Origin of the sequence: Shinella sp. JR1-6, from assembly GCF_004284735.1 — a bacterium.
In the GTDB taxonomy this organism is placed as follows: Bacteria; Pseudomonadota; Alphaproteobacteria; order Rhizobiales; family Rhizobiaceae; genus Shinella.
Genome location: NZ_SHMI01000010.1, coordinates 172,588 through 187,007, shown reverse-complemented (window position 1 = coordinate 187,007; position 14,420 = coordinate 172,588). Strand labels below are relative to the sequence as shown.

Below are 14,420 nucleotides of genomic sequence, written 5' to 3'. Positions count from 1 at the left end.
CCCCCTTTGATGCAGGCGGCCCTAGCCCTGCGTCGCACTTCCTGTTTCAGGCGCATTGATGGTCAGGATCGCCGTCTGGCATGGATGGTGCAGCAGGTCGGTCAATTCCCGGTCGAGATGCATGATCGAGATGGAGGCGCCCACCATGTCGAGCGATGTACAATAGTGCCCAATCCAATTGGCCTCGATCGTGATGTTCTTGGCCGCCAGCCGCTGCGCCACCCGGCGGAACAGGATGTAGAGTTCCATCAACGGCGTTGCGCCGAAGGAATTGACCAGAACCGCCACCCGGTCACCGGGTTCCGCCTTCATTTCCTTGAAGATGGTGTCCATGATCGTATCGACGATCTCGTCGGCCGTGCGGATACGCTCGCGCGAAACGCCCGGCTCGCCGTGGATGCCCATGCCGAGCTCCATGTCCTCGGGCCCGATCTCGAAATTGTACCGTTGCGTCTGCGGCATGGAGCAGGATTCGAGCGCGACACCGACTGTGAAGGTGCGGTCGTTCGCCTTGCGAGTGACGGCCTCGCACTCGTCAAGCGTCATGCCGCGATCGCAGGCCGCCCCCGCCACCTTGAAGACGAAGAAGTTGCCGGCGACGCCGCGTCGTCCTTCCTTGTCCTCCACGGGAGACGATACGACGTCGTCGGTGGTCAGCACTGTGCGAATCGAGATGCCTTGTTCTTCTGCGAGCTCGGCTGCCATTTCGAAGTTCATCACGTCGCCGGCGTAATTGCCGTAGACGAAAAGCACACCCGCTCCCCCCGAAGCGGCGACGGCGCATTTGGTGATTGGGTCCGGTGGCGGCGAGGAAAAGATGTTGCCGAGGGCGACCGCATCGGCAAGTCCCTTGCCGACATAGCCGACGAAGCAGGGCTCGTGCCCCGTGCCGCCACCGATGACGAGGCCTACCTTACCCTGTCGCGGGCCATTGCGCGCAACGAGTGCTCGACGTGACGTGCCAATGGGCTGGAGGTAGGGTTTGTGTGCGGCGATCAGGCCGTCCAGCATTTCTTCGACCACGTCATTGGGATTGTTGAGGAATTTCTTGACGCGCGTGCGATAGCTGTTGGCGACAGGTGCGCTCTTCTGGCGTTGTGAAAGTTTCCCGTCGAGGCTCGTTACCCCGTCAGCGCGCAGGATGCCGGCGCCGGTGGCGGCATCGGTCACCAGCACATTGGCATAGCCGCCACGCAATGCTGCCAGCAGGGCCGGCACCTTGTCGAAACCACCGGCGACGGCAACGCGCGTACCGATGCCGCGCAGCATCTCCAGCGAAATGCCGATCGTGCGGTCATCAAGAGGGCCGGCGACCGGACGGCCGCGTTCGTCGATGAAGCGTCCGGCAAGCACACCGGCCGCCCCCTTCGCCAGATAGTGCTGCAACGGCACGGATTCGAAGAAGCCGCTGGTGTGGATCGTCGAGTTGGGGCGGAGCGAGGAGATGCCGAAGACGATGCGGTTGGCGCGGGCGAGTGTGTCGAACTGTTCGCGGATCAGTGGCTCGGCGAGCAGCAGATCGTGCATCTGAGCGGAGGCGACGACGGCGGGGGCGGTGATGTTGACACAGCGTGCCGAGATCGCGCGGGCAAGGGCGGCGGTTGTCAGTTCCGGCGTGTAGTTGAAGCTTGCCGTGGTGCCGCCCGTTGCCTGAACGACGGTAACATCCTGTAGAGGAGCCATTTCCAAGTGCTCGCCGACCGAGAGGACCGTACGGCCCCAGGCGACGGCGAGCGTGTCGCCGGACTTGATCATCTTGGAAAGTGCCTGCGCGCCAGCTGCCCCAAGCCGGCCGATCAGCGGACGTGAATCGTCATCGTTTGGTACGACGAGGCAGTCGGCGAGGCCGAAATGACGCTTCAGTTCCTGCGCGATGGTGAGCGAGGCGAGGCGGGCGGGCTCGATGGAGATGTTGACGATGCCCTTCTCGCGGGCATCCGCGAGGTAGCTGTTGACGGTGGCGCGCGACACACCCATCGCCTCGGCGATCTCGCCCTGCGTCATGCCGTCTTCGTAGTAGAGCCAGCACGCCCAGACATAGGGGTCATCGCCATAGCGCAGCGGAATCAAGTCTACGCCTTCCGGCCCGTTGCCCCGGCCGGAGCCGCCCTTGCGCGCTGCGGAAGTCTTCAATGCCATCGGTTTCGCTGGTCCCCCATCAGGCGGCGAAGATGAGAGCAACGCCGCCGGTTTGCAACATGCCTGGGCAAAAAAGCGGTGCGCGACCCGTCACAAAGGACAGGCCGCGCGTCCTGGGAGGACCTTTTCGCCCGGCTCAGGCAAGTCGTGCGCGCGCGCCGTCGGACAGTTCCTTGAGGATGATAGCGCAGGAGGTGGCGCCCGCATCCAATACGCCGAGCGAACGTTCGCCGAGACGGCTGGCGCGGCCGATCTTGGCCACGAGGTTGATTGTCGAGTCACGGCCGGTTTCGGCTGCAGCAACGAGGGCTTCCAGCGCCTCGCCGAACGACTTGCCATTCGCCGTCGCCGCGTCGAAAGCCTCGACTGCGGGCACGAAAGTATCGAGCAGCGTCTTGTCGCCGACCTTGGCCGAACCGATCGACTGGATGCCAGCGAGGCCTGCGTGCAGCATCTTGCTATAGGCCGCGGCGTCGATCGTCTCGACACCCTCGATCGTTTCGGCGAACTCGGTGAACATGACGCCGTAGAGCGGACCCATCGAGCCGCCGATTTCCGTCATCAGCACCGTGCCGAGCGTGTCGAGAGACACGGCAAGCGAGGCATTCTTGTCCTTAAGACGCTCGGCGGCCATGCCAAAACCCTTGGCCATGTTCACGCCATGGTCACCGTCACCGATCTTGCCGTCGATCTCGCTGAGATAGGCACGGTTCTCGATAATCCGCTCGGCCATCGACAGAACGATGGCACCGGCGGAAGCATTGTCGAAGGTCTGCATATGTCTTCCTCCGTTACAGGATCATCGTGCAACGCGTCTCGACGTCGAGCAGCGTCTTCAGTTCGTCGTCGAGCGCCATGACGGTCAGCGTTGCGCCGACCATTTCCAGCGAAGTGAAGTAATTGCCGATCCAGGTTTTGCGGATTTTCAGGCCACGGGCCGAAATCTCGCTCTCGATCGTGTCGTTGAGGATATAGAGCTCGTTGAGCGGTGTTGCGCCCAGACCCGAAACGAGCACGGCGACCTCGGTGCCCTCAGGCAGTTTGTGATCGTCGAGCACGATCTTCACCATGTCCCTGGCGACCTCGTCGGCCGTCTTCAGCTTTTCGACGCGTACGCCCGGTTCGCCGTGATGGCCGATACCGACCTCCATCGTGCCGGGCTCGATCTGGAAATTCGGATGGCCGACGGCCGGCAGCGTGCAGGGGCCGAGGCCCACGCCGATCGAGCGGCAATTGTCGATTGCCTTCTGCGCAGTGGCGCGGACTTCTTCGAGGCTGGCGCCGGTCGCAGCCTTGGCGCCGCCCATCTTCCACATGAAGATCTCGCCGGCGACACCGCGGCGCTTCTCGCGCTCCTCCGGCGGGGCGGAGCAGACGTCGTCGTTGGCGACGACGGTCACGACCTCGATCCCGTCCTTGGCAGCAAGCTTCGTTGCCATCTTCACATTCATGTTGTCGCCGGCATAGTTGCCGTAGAGCACGACGACGCCCCTGCCACCGTTCGCCTCGCGGATAGCGTCATGAAAACTCTTGGCTGTTGGCGAGGAGAAGAGCTCGCCGACAGCAACGGCGTCGAGCATGTTCCTGCCGGTGTAGCCGATGAAGGCCGGCTCGTGGCCGGAACCACCGCCCGTCACCACGCCGACCTTGCCGGCAAAGGGGGCATCCTTGGCGACGACGACGCGTGGGTTTTCCGCAAGGCGCACGATGTCCGAATGAGCTTTGATGAAGCCCTTGACGGTATCTTCGACCACCAGGTCCGGATCGTTGATGAAACGCTGCATGATAAGTCCTCTCACAGAATGGTATAGCCGCCGTCGATCAGGAGATCGGCGCCGTTGATCATGTCGGCGCCCGGCGAGGCCAGGAAAACGGCGGCGGCGGCAATCTCTTCCGGGAACGCGAAACGGCCAGTGGGGATGCGCTTCTTCGCATTCTCCCCCTTCTCGCCGGCCCAGGCCTGCTTGCCCAGTTCAGTGAGAACGATGGTGGGCGAAATCGTGTTGACGGTAATGCCGTGTTTGCCCCATTCGGCGGCGAAGGTCTTGGACATGCCGATGACGCCGAACTTTGAGGCGCAGTAGGCGACATGCTCCTCGATGGCGACCGTGCCGGCCTGCGAGGCGAGGTTGACGATCTTGCCGCCCCTGCCGGCCGCGATCATGCGGCGGCCGACCGCTTGGGTGATCAGGAAGCTGCCCTTGAGGTTGATGTCGATCGTCCTGTCCCACTGGGAAAGCGTCAGGTCTTCGGCCGGGGCAAGCGCGACGATGCCGGCACTATTGACCGCGATATCGATGCCGCCAAAGGTTTCGACCACATCATCAACGGCCTTTTCGACGGAGGCCGGGCTGGAAACGTCGCAGACGAAGGGCTTTGCCGAACCGCCGAGTTCTTCCGCCTTCGCCTTGGCGACATCGGCATTGATGTCGAGCACGGCGACTTTGGCGCCCTTGGCCGCAAAGGCGGCGGCGATGGCCGCGCCGATGCCGGAGGCGCCGCCGGTGACGAGCGCGACCCTGCCGTCGAGCGGGAAGTTGAGATCGATCTTGGGAGGTGTGTCGGACATCGGTTCAGCCTTCGAAGGGTTGGGAAAGCGGGGCGACACTCGCCGCCCCGCAGATGGTTGTTACTTACGCATTTCCAGGAGCTTATCGACGTTCTCCGCCGTGACCGGCGTCCACGGAACATTGTACTCCTTGTCCTTGCCGTCGTTGAACGGCATGTCCGGATACTGTGCCCAGATATCGGACTGCGGCTTGTAGTCGCCCTTCTTGGCGTGGAGGATCGCAAGGTCCAGTGCACCCTGTGCCTGGGCGCGGGCGTCCTGCAGGATCGAGGTGATCGTGCCTTCCTTGACGGCTGTCAGCGCGTCCGTGATGCCGTCGATGCCGGCAATCGCGAAATCCTCTGTCTTCAGGCCGGCGGACTTGATCGCTTCGACGGCGCCGAGCGCCATTTCATCGTTCTGGCCGATGACGCCGTTGATCTGGCCGGGATGCGAGGTCAGCCAGTTCTCCATCAGCGTCTGGGCTTCGGCGCGCGACCAGTTGGCGGTCTGCTGCTCGAGAACCTTGACGTCGGGGCATTCGGCAAGCGCCTTCTGGTTGCCTTCCAGGCGCGAGATCTGCGCGGACTGGCCGATCGGGCCTTCGATGATCACGACATTGCCCTTGCAACCGATCTTGTCGAGCACTGCCTTGGCTTCCATGTAGCCGGAGATTGTGTCGTCGGAACCGACATAGGAGGAGAGCAGGTCGGAGTTTACGCGGGTGTTGGAGCCGATGACGGGAATGCTGGCGTCATGGGCAGCCTGTACGGCGGTAGCGCCGGCTTCGATGTCGATCGGCACGAAGATGATCGCGTTGAACTTCTGGGTGATCATCGTGTTGAACTGTTCCTGCTGGACCAGCGCATCGTAGCGGCCGTCGAAAACGGTCAGTTCGACTTCGCCGCTCTTCACGGCCGGGTGTTCCTCAAGCGCTGCGGACCAGATCTGCATGAATTCCGCGTTGAGGCCGTAAGGCGCCGCGCCGATCTTCAGCTTCTCCTGGGCCAGGGCGGACGAGGCGAGCAGCACCGTCGCAGAGGCAAGTGCGATCATCAGTTTCTTCATGTCATTCTCCTCCTTTGAGAATTGCGGCCGCTCTCAGGCGTGCCGTTCGTCCGCGAGCGTGGGAAGACGCCCGGTTTCTTCGGGCTAGAGGCCCTGATTTCGCTTCTGGTCGAGCATGACCGCACCGACGATGAGGGCGCCCTTGAGGACCTGCTGGTAGTAGGACTGGATGCCCATGAGATCGAGGCCGTTGTTCATGACGCCGATGATGAGGGCGCCGATCAGTGTTCCCGTCACCCGGCCAACGCCGCCCGAAAGGCTGGTGCCGCCGATGACGACCGCCGCGATGGCATCGAGCTCGTAGGCGATGCCGGCCTGTGGCAGGGCCGAACCCGTGCGGGCCGAGAGGATCATGCCGGCAAGGCCCGACAGCGCACCCGAGATGACATAGACCATGAAGCGGATGCGGGTGACGTTGAGGCCCGAGGTCTTGGCCGCATGCGGGTTGCCGCCGACGGCATAGATGTAGCGGCCGAAACGCGTGCGGGTCAGGACCCACCAGGAGACGCCGAAGACCAGGGCGAGCAGGATGACTGGCATCGGAATGCCAAGGATGTTGCCCGTGCCGATCCAGCGGAATTCCGGGCTGAGGCCGGGCACCGGCTTGCCACCGCCATAGATCAGCGTGGCGCCGCGGGCGGCCGAGAGCATGCCGAGCGTCGCCACGAAGGCGGGCACGGAAAAGCGCGAGACGATGAAGCCCACCAGCGCGCCGCAGGCGACGCCCACGAGAATGCCGGCTGCGAGCGCCACGACCATGGGATAGGGTGCACCGGCAATGCCTGCCGTTGCCGAACTGGTCACGAAGCTCGCGCTCACCATGCCGGCGAGTGCGACGACCGAGCCCACAGAAAGGTCGATGCCGCGTGTCAGGATGACGAAGGTCATGCCGATCGCGAGAATGCCATTGATCGACGTCTGGAGCAGTACGTTGGAAATGTTGCCCGGCGTCAGGAAGAATTCGTTCGACAATGCGAGAATGCCGACCAGCAGCAGGAAGGCGAGGAAGATGCCGTATTCCTGCAGGATCAGCTTGCGGCGGTCGGAATTCAGCCAGCTGCTGGCGGTGTTGTTTTCTGCACTGGACACGGTGTCACCTCTTGCCATGCGGGGGTCGATGCGTCGCTTGGGGTCTCGTTTCCGTCAGGTCGACAGATGCACGAGGGACTGGGCATCGGTCTCGCGCCGGTCATGGATGCCGGCGGACCGTCCCTGGCGCATCACGAGGATGCGGTCGGACATTCCCAGAATTTCGTCGATTTCGGAGGAGATCATCACGACCGTGCCGCCGGCCGCGGCAAAATCGCAGATGACGCGGTAGATCTCGCGCTTGGCGCCCACATCGACGCCGCGGGTCGGCTCGTCGAGCAGCAGCACGCGCGGCTGGCGCAGGAACCACTTGCCGAGCACGACCTTTTGCTGGTTGCCGCCCGACAGGCCGGAGACCGGCATCGTGTCTCGCGCCGCCTTGATGGCAAAGCGGGCGATCATGTCGGCGCTGGCGGCCTGCTCGTTGCTCTTGCGCATCACGAAGGCCGGGCTCATTTCCGGCAGGCTGGCCAGGCAGATATTGTTGCGCACGCTGTCCGTCAGGTTGAGGCCCGTGACCTTGCGATCCTCGGTGACAAAGGCGATGCCCTCTGCCATGGCGTCGGACGGTTGGCGGATCGTCACGGCCGTGCCGTCGAGGCGGATGTCGCCCGCCGATGGGCGATCCATGCCGAAAAGGCAATTGAAGATTTCTGTGCGCCCCGAGCCCATCAGCCCGTAGATGCCGAAAATCTCGCCCTTGTGGGCGGTAAACGAGATGTCTTCGATCTTGCCGGGGGCCGACAGGCCCGTCACCTCAAGGCCGGCGATCTCGGTCGGCGTGTTGGTCTTGATATACTCCTCGCCGAGCTCGCGGCCGACGATCATCCGGATGAGACCGGGCCGATCGATGTCGGCAAGTTTGCCGGCTCCGACGAAGCCGCCGTCGCGGAACACCGTGTAGCTGTCGGCGATCTGGAAGATCTCCGAAAGACGGTGCGAGACATAGACGATGCCCTTGCCCTCTGCCTTCAGGCGCTCGATCGCGGAAAAAAGGTGCTGGGCCTCCTTTTCGCCGATCGCCGATGTCGGCTCGTCCATGAAGATGACGTCTGCCTCGTGGCTCAGTGCCTTGGCGATCTCGACCAGCTGCATCTGCGCGACCGAGAGGTTCATCATGTATTGCGTGGCGGAAATGCTGAATTCGAGGCGGTCGAGCAGCGCCTGCGCATTGCGGTTCATCGTCTTGAAATCGATGCCGCCGAAGCGGGCGGAGGGCTCGCGGCCGAGATAGATGTTTTCCGCCACTGTCATGTGCGGAACCGGGCTCAGCTCTTGCTCGATGATGGCGATGCCGGAGCGAAGCGCTTCGGCGGGATTGCCGAACTCCACCGGGTTGCCGCGATGCAGGATCGTGCCGCCGTCGCGCTTGTGGATGCCCATGAGGATGGAAAGGAACGTCGATTTGCCTGCGCCGTTGCCGCCGCACAGCGCGTGCACCGAGCCGGCTTCCAGCTCAAAGCGGCCGTCGCGAAGTGCGGCAACGCCGCCAAAGGACTTTTTCAGTCCTTCCACTTTCAAAAGCGGACCCATGCATTCCTCCACGCATTTCCGCGACACTCCCTCATCGCGCTTTACAAAATATGTTTATCTATCGACAAATGTCAATCAGAAGAAATGACAAACGATCTTCATCGTTTGTCATTTGTAAGAATGTAGGGCTTCTCATCCGGGTATCTTGTTGTCACACCTCGCTTTTCGAGCTGTGACCTAAATCGGGATGTAAGCGTGATCGGGCTTTTTCCGGAGGGGTGTCGTGCCCATGCAGGCAGTGGTCATCCGCCAGTTCCTACCGCTGGGTGGGGCGGGATTTTGTATTGTCCTGTGTCGGTGGCGACCGTGGAGGCAGGTGTCGCTGGCGATGTGAAGGAAAAAATGCCAGAGGGTCCAAAGAGCCCCCCTGAATCTCAAAGAGCGATTATTCGAGTGCCGATCCGGGTAACGGATCGGTGGTTCTGCTCTCTTCAAGAGCCGTTTTATTGTTCAGTGTCGTGCCTCGGTTTGAGTGTATTGAGGGATGGTCAGCTCTCGATCGCTTCCAGGTTCACTCTTCGATGAACCGCCCAGTTTGTTTCTGGATCGCTGCTATCGCCAGAAGCTGATGGGTCAGGCCCGGCATGGCTGCGGGGAACCGGCCGTCAAGGGCCGCGGTTCCGACGGTAAAGCCGGCGGCCCGGCCACTGACGGCCGCGTGGATGCGCTCGGCCCGGTCGATGGATCCTGCGACGACGACGGGTTTGACAACGGTGTTGCAGACGGCCCTGATCAGTTCCGCGGCGTCGACATCGGCACGATAGGCAAGGAGGTCGAGGCCATGCACGCCGTCGCGGCTTGCAAGGTCTCGGGCGCTTGCGACGATCTCCATCATCGACCCCTCGAGAATGCTCGGGTGCCCGGTTATGCGACCGGGGAACGGATAGTATCGCAGGCCGCTTGCCTCGATGAGGGGAAGCACATCGTCCACATGGGTGCCGCCAAGGAGATAGTCGACCCCGAGCGTGAGGGCGGCGCGCACCGATGCGATCTCGCTGTCTCTGTCGAGCGAAACCACCTCGAGGTAACTTTTTGCACCCGCCTGCTGGATTTCCCGGTTCAGGTCGGTAGGCACCGACAGGGGCAGGCCGATATCCTTGAATCCGATGTGACGAACGCCCGCTGAAAGTACTGCTGGTAGTTGCTCCCGTGCGTCCGGGATCGTCCGGTCGTTGCGGGTCAGCATGAAGATGAAGTCTGTGTCGGACATGTCAGTTCTCCCGTTCGGATGACGCCCTTGTCAGTCGGCAGGCATAGTCGATTGCTGTTTCGAGGCTTCCCGGATCGGCAATGCCCTGGCCCGCGATATCGAAGGCGGTGCCATGGTCTGGGCTTGTGCGTATGAAGGACAGGCCAAGCGTGATATTCACGCCCTTTTCCAGCCCCAGATATTTGACCGGGATGAGCCCCTGGTCGTGGTACTGCGCGACGACCACGTCGAAGCGGCCGTTTCGCGCTTGCATGAACACCGTATCGCCCGGCCAGGGGCCGCTGGCGTTAATGCCCTCCGCGCGGGCTGCCGCAATGGCGGGGGCGATGATGCGGATTTCCTCGTCGCCAAAGAGGCCGCCTTCGCCGGCATGCGGATTGAGTCCCGCGACCGCGATACGGGGATGGGCGATACCCAGGGCACGGCCGCCCTGGTGGGCGAGGCGGATTGCGGACATCTGCGCTGGGAAATCCGCCCGGCGGATCGCATCGGCGAGCGAGCAGTGGATCGTCACCAGAACGGTGCGGATGTCGTCATTGGCGAGCATCATCGCCACGCGCATCGCGCCGCCTCTGTCTGCGAGGATTTCCGTGTGGCCGGGGTAGGAAAGCCCGGCCTGAGCCAGTGCTTCCTTGTGGATTGGTGCCGTGACAATTCCAGCGACCGCACCTGACCTGGCAAGGTCGATCGCCGCAACGATAGCATCATAGGCCAAGCGGCCGCTGACGGCGCTGACCGTACCGAGCGGGGGTGGCGTTTCAACCCTGGACGAGGCGAGGACGTTCAGGGAGCCATCCGGCTTTGCATCGGCGACCGTATCGATTTCGTTCAGGCGCAGCCCGCTGCCGAACCTGGCGATCGCCTTCGCCAGAACAGCCGGATCGCCGACAACGACGTTGTGACGCAAATCGGCACGGGCAAGGAGCGTCTTCGCGACGATCTCCGGTCCAATACCCGACGGGTCGCCCATGGTAATGGCAAGCGGCCGTAGAATGGTTTTCATGTGGACTTCCTTCCCATCTGAAGGATGGCATTTGCGGCATTGCACAAGGTCATGACCGAACCGAAACCGCCTGCTTTCATGGCAAGCAGTATCGGTCGTCCGTTCGAAAGGCGCGCGCAGCCAAGCGGGAACCCGGGCTCGAGTTCCTTGACCAGGGTGAACGTATGGATGGAAAGCCGCTCCATAAGCGCACTCATCGTTTCTCCGCCGGTCGCGACGATGGCGTCGTACCATTGCCGCGACAGCGCGATGTCCGCCTCGTCCACCAGTGCGCAGAGGACTTTCGACGGATCCGCCGTGCGTGCGCGCGGGGCATGGATGCACGCGACGGATGCCGTTTTAGCGATGCCTTCGGCTCTGTCGGCGACCGAGGCGCCAGTCGCGGCCAGTGCCTCGTATTGGGCGTGGCTGAGATGATTTGCGCTGCCAACGAGGACGAGAATGCGACGCGGAGCGTTTGGGGGCGTGAAGGTCTGGCGATCGGGCGATTGGCCGACGACCGCGGCCAGGGCCTCGGCCATGCCCGGGGATCCGACCCACAGAGCCGGGCCGTGTTTCGCAATCTCTGCAATCCGGCGATTCAGCAGGATCTGGCTGTGTGCATCGACGACGATGATCGAAGCGCCAGCAATGTGCTTCCCGATATCGCTGTCGGTTGCGCTAACGGGAACCGTTGCCATTCGGCCAAGATCGGGTGCGATCAGATCTGCAATCAGCGATGCGCGCGCAGGATGAACTGGGTCGTGGCCATAGGCGGTCTGTGCGACCGGCACACCGTGCAGGAGCTGGATACCGTCAACCGTGGTGCGTCCCGCGGTCGGAAATGCCGGAGCGATTACCAGCCGTGGCCGACCACTGGCCTTGAACGCCGCGGCAATTTCCGCACGAATGTGACCGCGCAGGGTGGAATCGATTGTCTTGTAGAGGTGCCGGCAGCCGGCAAGCGACGTGATCGCCTGCCCGGTTGCACGCATGGCATCGGCCTCTTCCATGAGCCGGCTGCCGGTATCGACGGCGACGACCGGTGCACCGACGCTCGCCTGCCGCTGCCGGCGGACGAGTGGTTGATAGCCGTACGTCAAGAAGGCGCCGGCTCCATCTGCAGCGCTCGTCAGGTCATCGGCGACGATGCCGACATGTTCGTTCTGGTCAATGATCTCTTCCATGAACCCTGGATATCAGCGGGTGAGCGGAAGAAAAATCGATATGATCTGACGAATACTGGTGATATTATATCACCAATGAAACGGTCGGACCTTTCCTCTCTCGATGACCTCACGCGTTCGAGACCGTGGCGCGCCTCGGTTCCGTGCGCGCGGCGGCCGCCGATCTCAACCTCACCCATGGTGCTGTCAGCCGACGTGTGTCGAACCTGTCAGATCATCTCGGTATAAGGCTGCTGGAACCTGACGGCCGCGGCCTGCGGTTGACGAAGGAGGGCGTGCGATTGGCGCAAGCCGCGACCGATGCCCTGTCGCTGGTTTCGGCCGCATTGGAGGATATCCGCAAAGTCGAGACATCGCCGCCGATTGTCGTTTCCTGCGAGCGATCTGTAGCCATGCGCTGGCTGATCCCGCGGCTGTCGGAATTCCAGGACCGCCATCCGGATATCGACCTTCATCTGTCTGTCGGGGGCGGCAGTTTCGATTTCGCGCGCGAACGCATCACGCTGGCCATCCGCCGACTGGATTTCGCGATCGATCCGCGGTGGCATGTCGAGCGGATGATTGCCGAGGAAGTCGGACCCGCCATGCACCCTGACATGGCGGACCGATTTTCTGCCGGCGCCTATGTCGCGCTCGCCGCAAAGACCCGGCCCGACGCCTGGAGCAAATGGTCCGCAGCCTGTCCGAATGCGCCAAAGCCGCGATCGACACGCTGGTTCGATCATCACTTCCTGATGGTGGAGGCGGCGGCCAGTGGGCTGGGCGTTGCCATGTGCCCGAAGATTGTCGCCATTGACGACATCCGCAAGGGCCGTCTCGTCGCGCCGATGGGCTTCCAGCCGGATGGTTCGCAATACGGCATCATTCGCGCGCCCTCCGTCGAGCCAACCCCATCCCTCGACACATTCGTTTCATGGCTTCTTGCTGGTTTTAACGCTTCCTAAAAACGTCGCAGGTCCCGTACGGGAGCACCCACCGACAAGGCCGGCCGGAGATGTTTTCATCGCCGACCGCCTGAAAGAAATACCGCCAGGTCAAGTCGAGGTTAAGCGCTCTGGCTGGCTCCCAGGAACGGTGCGGATTCCTGGACATGAATCACCGTCGGCCCATCTGCGGCAAAAGCGGCTTTCACCGCGGCTTCCAGCTCTGCAAAACTTTGGGGCTCGGCCGTATGGCAGCCATAGGCTTCGGCGAGCTTGACGAAATCCGGATTGTGCTGGTTGACGCCAATGGTCGGGATGTCGCGGGCGATCATGCCGTCGCGGATCTGGGCGAGGCTGTTGTTGTTCCAGAGAATGATGGCGAGTGGCAGCTTGTTTTCCACGGCGGTGCCGAGTTCCTGCAGCGTGAACTGGAAACCGCCGTCGCCGACGATGACGGCGACCGGCGTTTTCGGGCTCGCGATCTTGCCGCCGATGGCCGCGGGAAGGGCATAACCCAGCGTGCCGAAGCCGGCGGGGAAATGCCAGGTGCGCGGCAGGGCGCTGCGGTAGAAGGCGTAGCCGGTATAGGCGAGCTGCGTCATGTCTGTGTAGATCACGCCGTCGTCGGGGATGGCGTTGCGCAGGCTGTCGAGCACGCGGACGTGTTTCTGCTCAAGCGGGCTCAGCCCGGCACGTTCCGTGGCGCGCAGTTCGGCGATGGCGTTGCTTTCCTTGAAGCCCGCGGCTGGCGCGACCGTCTCAGTGATCGCAGCGAGCGCCAGCTTCGAATCCGCCTCCATCGCGACATCGACGTCATAGTCGCGCACCAGCGTTGCCGGGTCGATGTCGATGCGGATGAGCTTGCCGGTCATCGGCAGCCGGCCGTCGAGCCAGATATCGGGTTCGGCAAGCTCGGTGCCGACGAGCAGCACGGCGTCAGCGTCGTGCACGAAAGCCTGGGTCGCGGGGCGGTCGACCGTCACCTCCAGGGCGAGCGGGTGGTCGTCGGGCAGGATGCCCTTGGCGGCGATGGTCGGCACCACGGCCGCGCCGATCTTTTCCGCGAGCGCTTTCACTTCCGCAGCGGCCGAGACCGCGCCGCCGCCAGCAAGGATCACCGGGCGTTTGGCCGAATTGAGAATGGCGGCGGCGGCTTCGACCTGTGCGCTATCGGGGGCGCGGCGGCGGGCGGTGGTGCGGCGGCTCGCCGGCCTGTCGTCCGGCGCCTTGAAGACGTCGAGCGGGATCGAGAGATGGACGGGGCGCGGGCGGCCGCTTTCGAAGAGGGCGAAGGCGCGGGCGATGTATTCGCGCACCTGCTCGGGACTGGTGGCGGTTTCTGAAAAGGCGGTGAGGGGGCGGGTGACGGCCGACTGGTCGGTGATCTCGTGCAGCGTGCCGCGGCCCATGCCGAGGTCCTTGTTGGCGGCGACCGACGTGATGACCAGCATCGGCACGCTGTCGGAATAGGCCTGGCCGATGGGCGTTGCGGCATTGGTGACGCCGGGGCCGGAGATCAGCACGCAGACGCCCGGCTTGCCCGACATGCGGGCATAACCGTCGGCCATGAAGCCGGCGCCCTGTTCATGGCGCACGCCGATATGGCGGATGCCGGCGGCGTCCATGCCGCGATAGGCTTCGAGCGTGTGCACGCCCGGCATGCCGAACACGGTATCGACGCCATAGGCTTTGAGAATCTGCATCAGGCGGCTGCCGCAGGAAATGGTCTCGTTCATGGAAA

Annotated in this window: 12 protein-coding genes; 1 reads left to right on the top strand and 11 read right to left on the bottom strand. The window is 63.2% G+C overall.

Annotated features, from left to right (window positions below; all coding sequences use genetic code 11):
• Positions 1-21: 21 nt before the first annotated feature.
• The 10 genes from EXZ48_RS18920 to EXZ48_RS18875 form a co-directional block, all read right to left on the bottom strand.
• Positions 22-2,139, bottom strand: coding sequence for a bifunctional sugar-binding transcriptional regulator/dihydroxyacetone kinase subunit DhaK (locus tag EXZ48_RS18920; RefSeq protein ID WP_024270428.1), 2,118 nt, complete (start codon positions 2,137-2,139; stop codon positions 22-24).
• 136 nt (positions 2,140-2,275) lie between these two features.
• Positions 2,276-2,917, bottom strand: coding sequence for a dihydroxyacetone kinase subunit DhaL (dhaL, locus tag EXZ48_RS18915; RefSeq protein ID WP_023516865.1), 642 nt, complete (start codon positions 2,915-2,917; stop codon positions 2,276-2,278).
• Between the two features lie 13 nt (positions 2,918-2,930).
• Positions 2,931-3,923: a dihydroxyacetone kinase subunit DhaK gene (locus tag EXZ48_RS18910; protein ID WP_024270429.1), complete on the bottom strand. Its 993-nt coding sequence runs from the start codon at positions 3,921-3,923 to the stop codon at positions 2,931-2,933.
• 11 nt (positions 3,924-3,934) lie between these two features.
• The gene (locus EXZ48_RS18905; RefSeq protein WP_023516648.1) at positions 3,935-4,708 is read right to left on the bottom strand and encodes an SDR family oxidoreductase; all 774 of its coding nucleotides are present in this window, start codon (positions 4,706-4,708) and stop codon (positions 3,935-3,937) included.
• A 60-nt stretch (positions 4,709-4,768) separates the two neighbouring features.
• Positions 4,769-5,755, bottom strand: a complete 987-nt coding sequence (locus EXZ48_RS18900) for a substrate-binding domain-containing protein (RefSeq protein WP_024270430.1) — start codon at positions 5,753-5,755, stop codon at positions 4,769-4,771.
• Positions 5,756-5,839: 84 nt separating this feature from the next.
• Entirely contained in the window at positions 5,840-6,844 is a 1,005-nt protein-coding gene (locus EXZ48_RS18895) for an ABC transporter permease (protein ID WP_023516241.1), read from the bottom strand.
• A 54-nt stretch (positions 6,845-6,898) separates the two neighbouring features.
• On the bottom strand, positions 6,899-8,377 hold the full coding sequence (locus EXZ48_RS18890; protein WP_023516242.1) for a sugar ABC transporter ATP-binding protein: 1,479 nt from the start codon (positions 8,375-8,377) through the stop codon (positions 6,899-6,901).
• 511 nt (positions 8,378-8,888) lie between these two features.
• Positions 8,889-9,587 carry a 4-hydroxythreonine-4-phosphate dehydrogenase gene (locus EXZ48_RS18885; RefSeq protein ID WP_130517633.1) on the bottom strand — a complete coding sequence of 233 codons (699 nt, stop codon included), beginning with the start codon at positions 9,585-9,587 and terminating at the stop codon, positions 8,889-8,891.
• 1 nt (position 9,588) lies between these two features.
• Entirely contained in the window at positions 9,589-10,590 is a 1,002-nt protein-coding gene (pdxA, locus tag EXZ48_RS18880) for a 4-hydroxythreonine-4-phosphate dehydrogenase PdxA (protein ID WP_130517631.1), read from the bottom strand.
• Positions 10,587-11,756, bottom strand: coding sequence for a four-carbon acid sugar kinase family protein (locus EXZ48_RS18875; RefSeq protein ID WP_130517629.1), 1,170 nt, complete (start codon positions 11,754-11,756; stop codon positions 10,587-10,589). The genes pdxA and EXZ48_RS18875 overlap by 4 nt, the downstream gene beginning before the upstream one ends.
• A gap of 125 nt (positions 11,757-11,881) precedes the next feature.
• Here EXZ48_RS18875 and EXZ48_RS18870 point away from each other — a divergent pair, with 125 nt between their 5' ends.
• Complete coding sequence (locus tag EXZ48_RS18870; RefSeq protein WP_245462198.1) at positions 11,882-12,700, top strand: LysR family transcriptional regulator; 819 nt, start codon at positions 11,882-11,884, stop codon at positions 12,698-12,700.
• A gap of 101 nt (positions 12,701-12,801) precedes the next feature.
• Here EXZ48_RS18870 and EXZ48_RS18865 read toward each other — a convergent pair whose 3' ends face one another.
• Positions 12,802-14,415: a 5-guanidino-2-oxopentanoate decarboxylase gene (locus EXZ48_RS18865; protein ID WP_130517627.1), complete on the bottom strand. Its 1,614-nt coding sequence runs from the start codon at positions 14,413-14,415 to the stop codon at positions 12,802-12,804.
• Positions 14,416-14,420: the final 5 nt, after the last annotated feature.

What these genes read in the sequence shown, in the direction of transcription:
- EXZ48_RS18920 (WP_024270428.1), bottom strand. Translation starts at nt 2,139, where the DNA reads ATGGCATTGAAGACTTCCGCAGCGCGCAAGGGCGGCTCCGGCCGGGGC.
- EXZ48_RS18865 (WP_130517627.1), bottom strand. Translation starts at nt 14,415, where the DNA reads ATGAACGAGACCATTTCCTGCGGCAGCCGCCTGATGCAGATTCTCAAA.
- pdxA (WP_130517631.1), bottom strand. Translation starts at nt 10,590, where the DNA reads ATGAAAACCATTCTACGGCCGCTTGCCATTACCATGGGCGACCCGTCG.
- dhaL (WP_023516865.1), bottom strand. Translation starts at nt 2,917, where the DNA reads ATGCAGACCTTCGACAATGCTTCCGCCGGTGCCATCGTTCTGTCGATG.
- EXZ48_RS18900 (WP_024270430.1), bottom strand. Translation starts at nt 5,755, where the DNA reads ATGAAGAAACTGATGATCGCACTTGCCTCTGCGACGGTGCTGCTCGCC.
- EXZ48_RS18910 (WP_024270429.1), bottom strand. Translation starts at nt 3,923, where the DNA reads ATGCAGCGTTTCATCAACGATCCGGACCTGGTGGTCGAAGATACCGTC.
- EXZ48_RS18885 (WP_130517633.1), bottom strand. Translation starts at nt 9,587, where the DNA reads ATGTCCGACACAGACTTCATCTTCATGCTGACCCGCAACGACCGGACG.
- EXZ48_RS18875 (WP_130517629.1), bottom strand. Translation starts at nt 11,756, where the DNA reads ATGGAAGAGATCATTGACCAGAACGAACATGTCGGCATCGTCGCCGAT.
- EXZ48_RS18905 (WP_023516648.1), bottom strand. Translation starts at nt 4,708, where the DNA reads ATGTCCGACACACCTCCCAAGATCGATCTCAACTTCCCGCTCGACGGC.
- EXZ48_RS18890 (WP_023516242.1), bottom strand. Translation starts at nt 8,377, where the DNA reads ATGGGTCCGCTTTTGAAAGTGGAAGGACTGAAAAAGTCCTTTGGCGGC.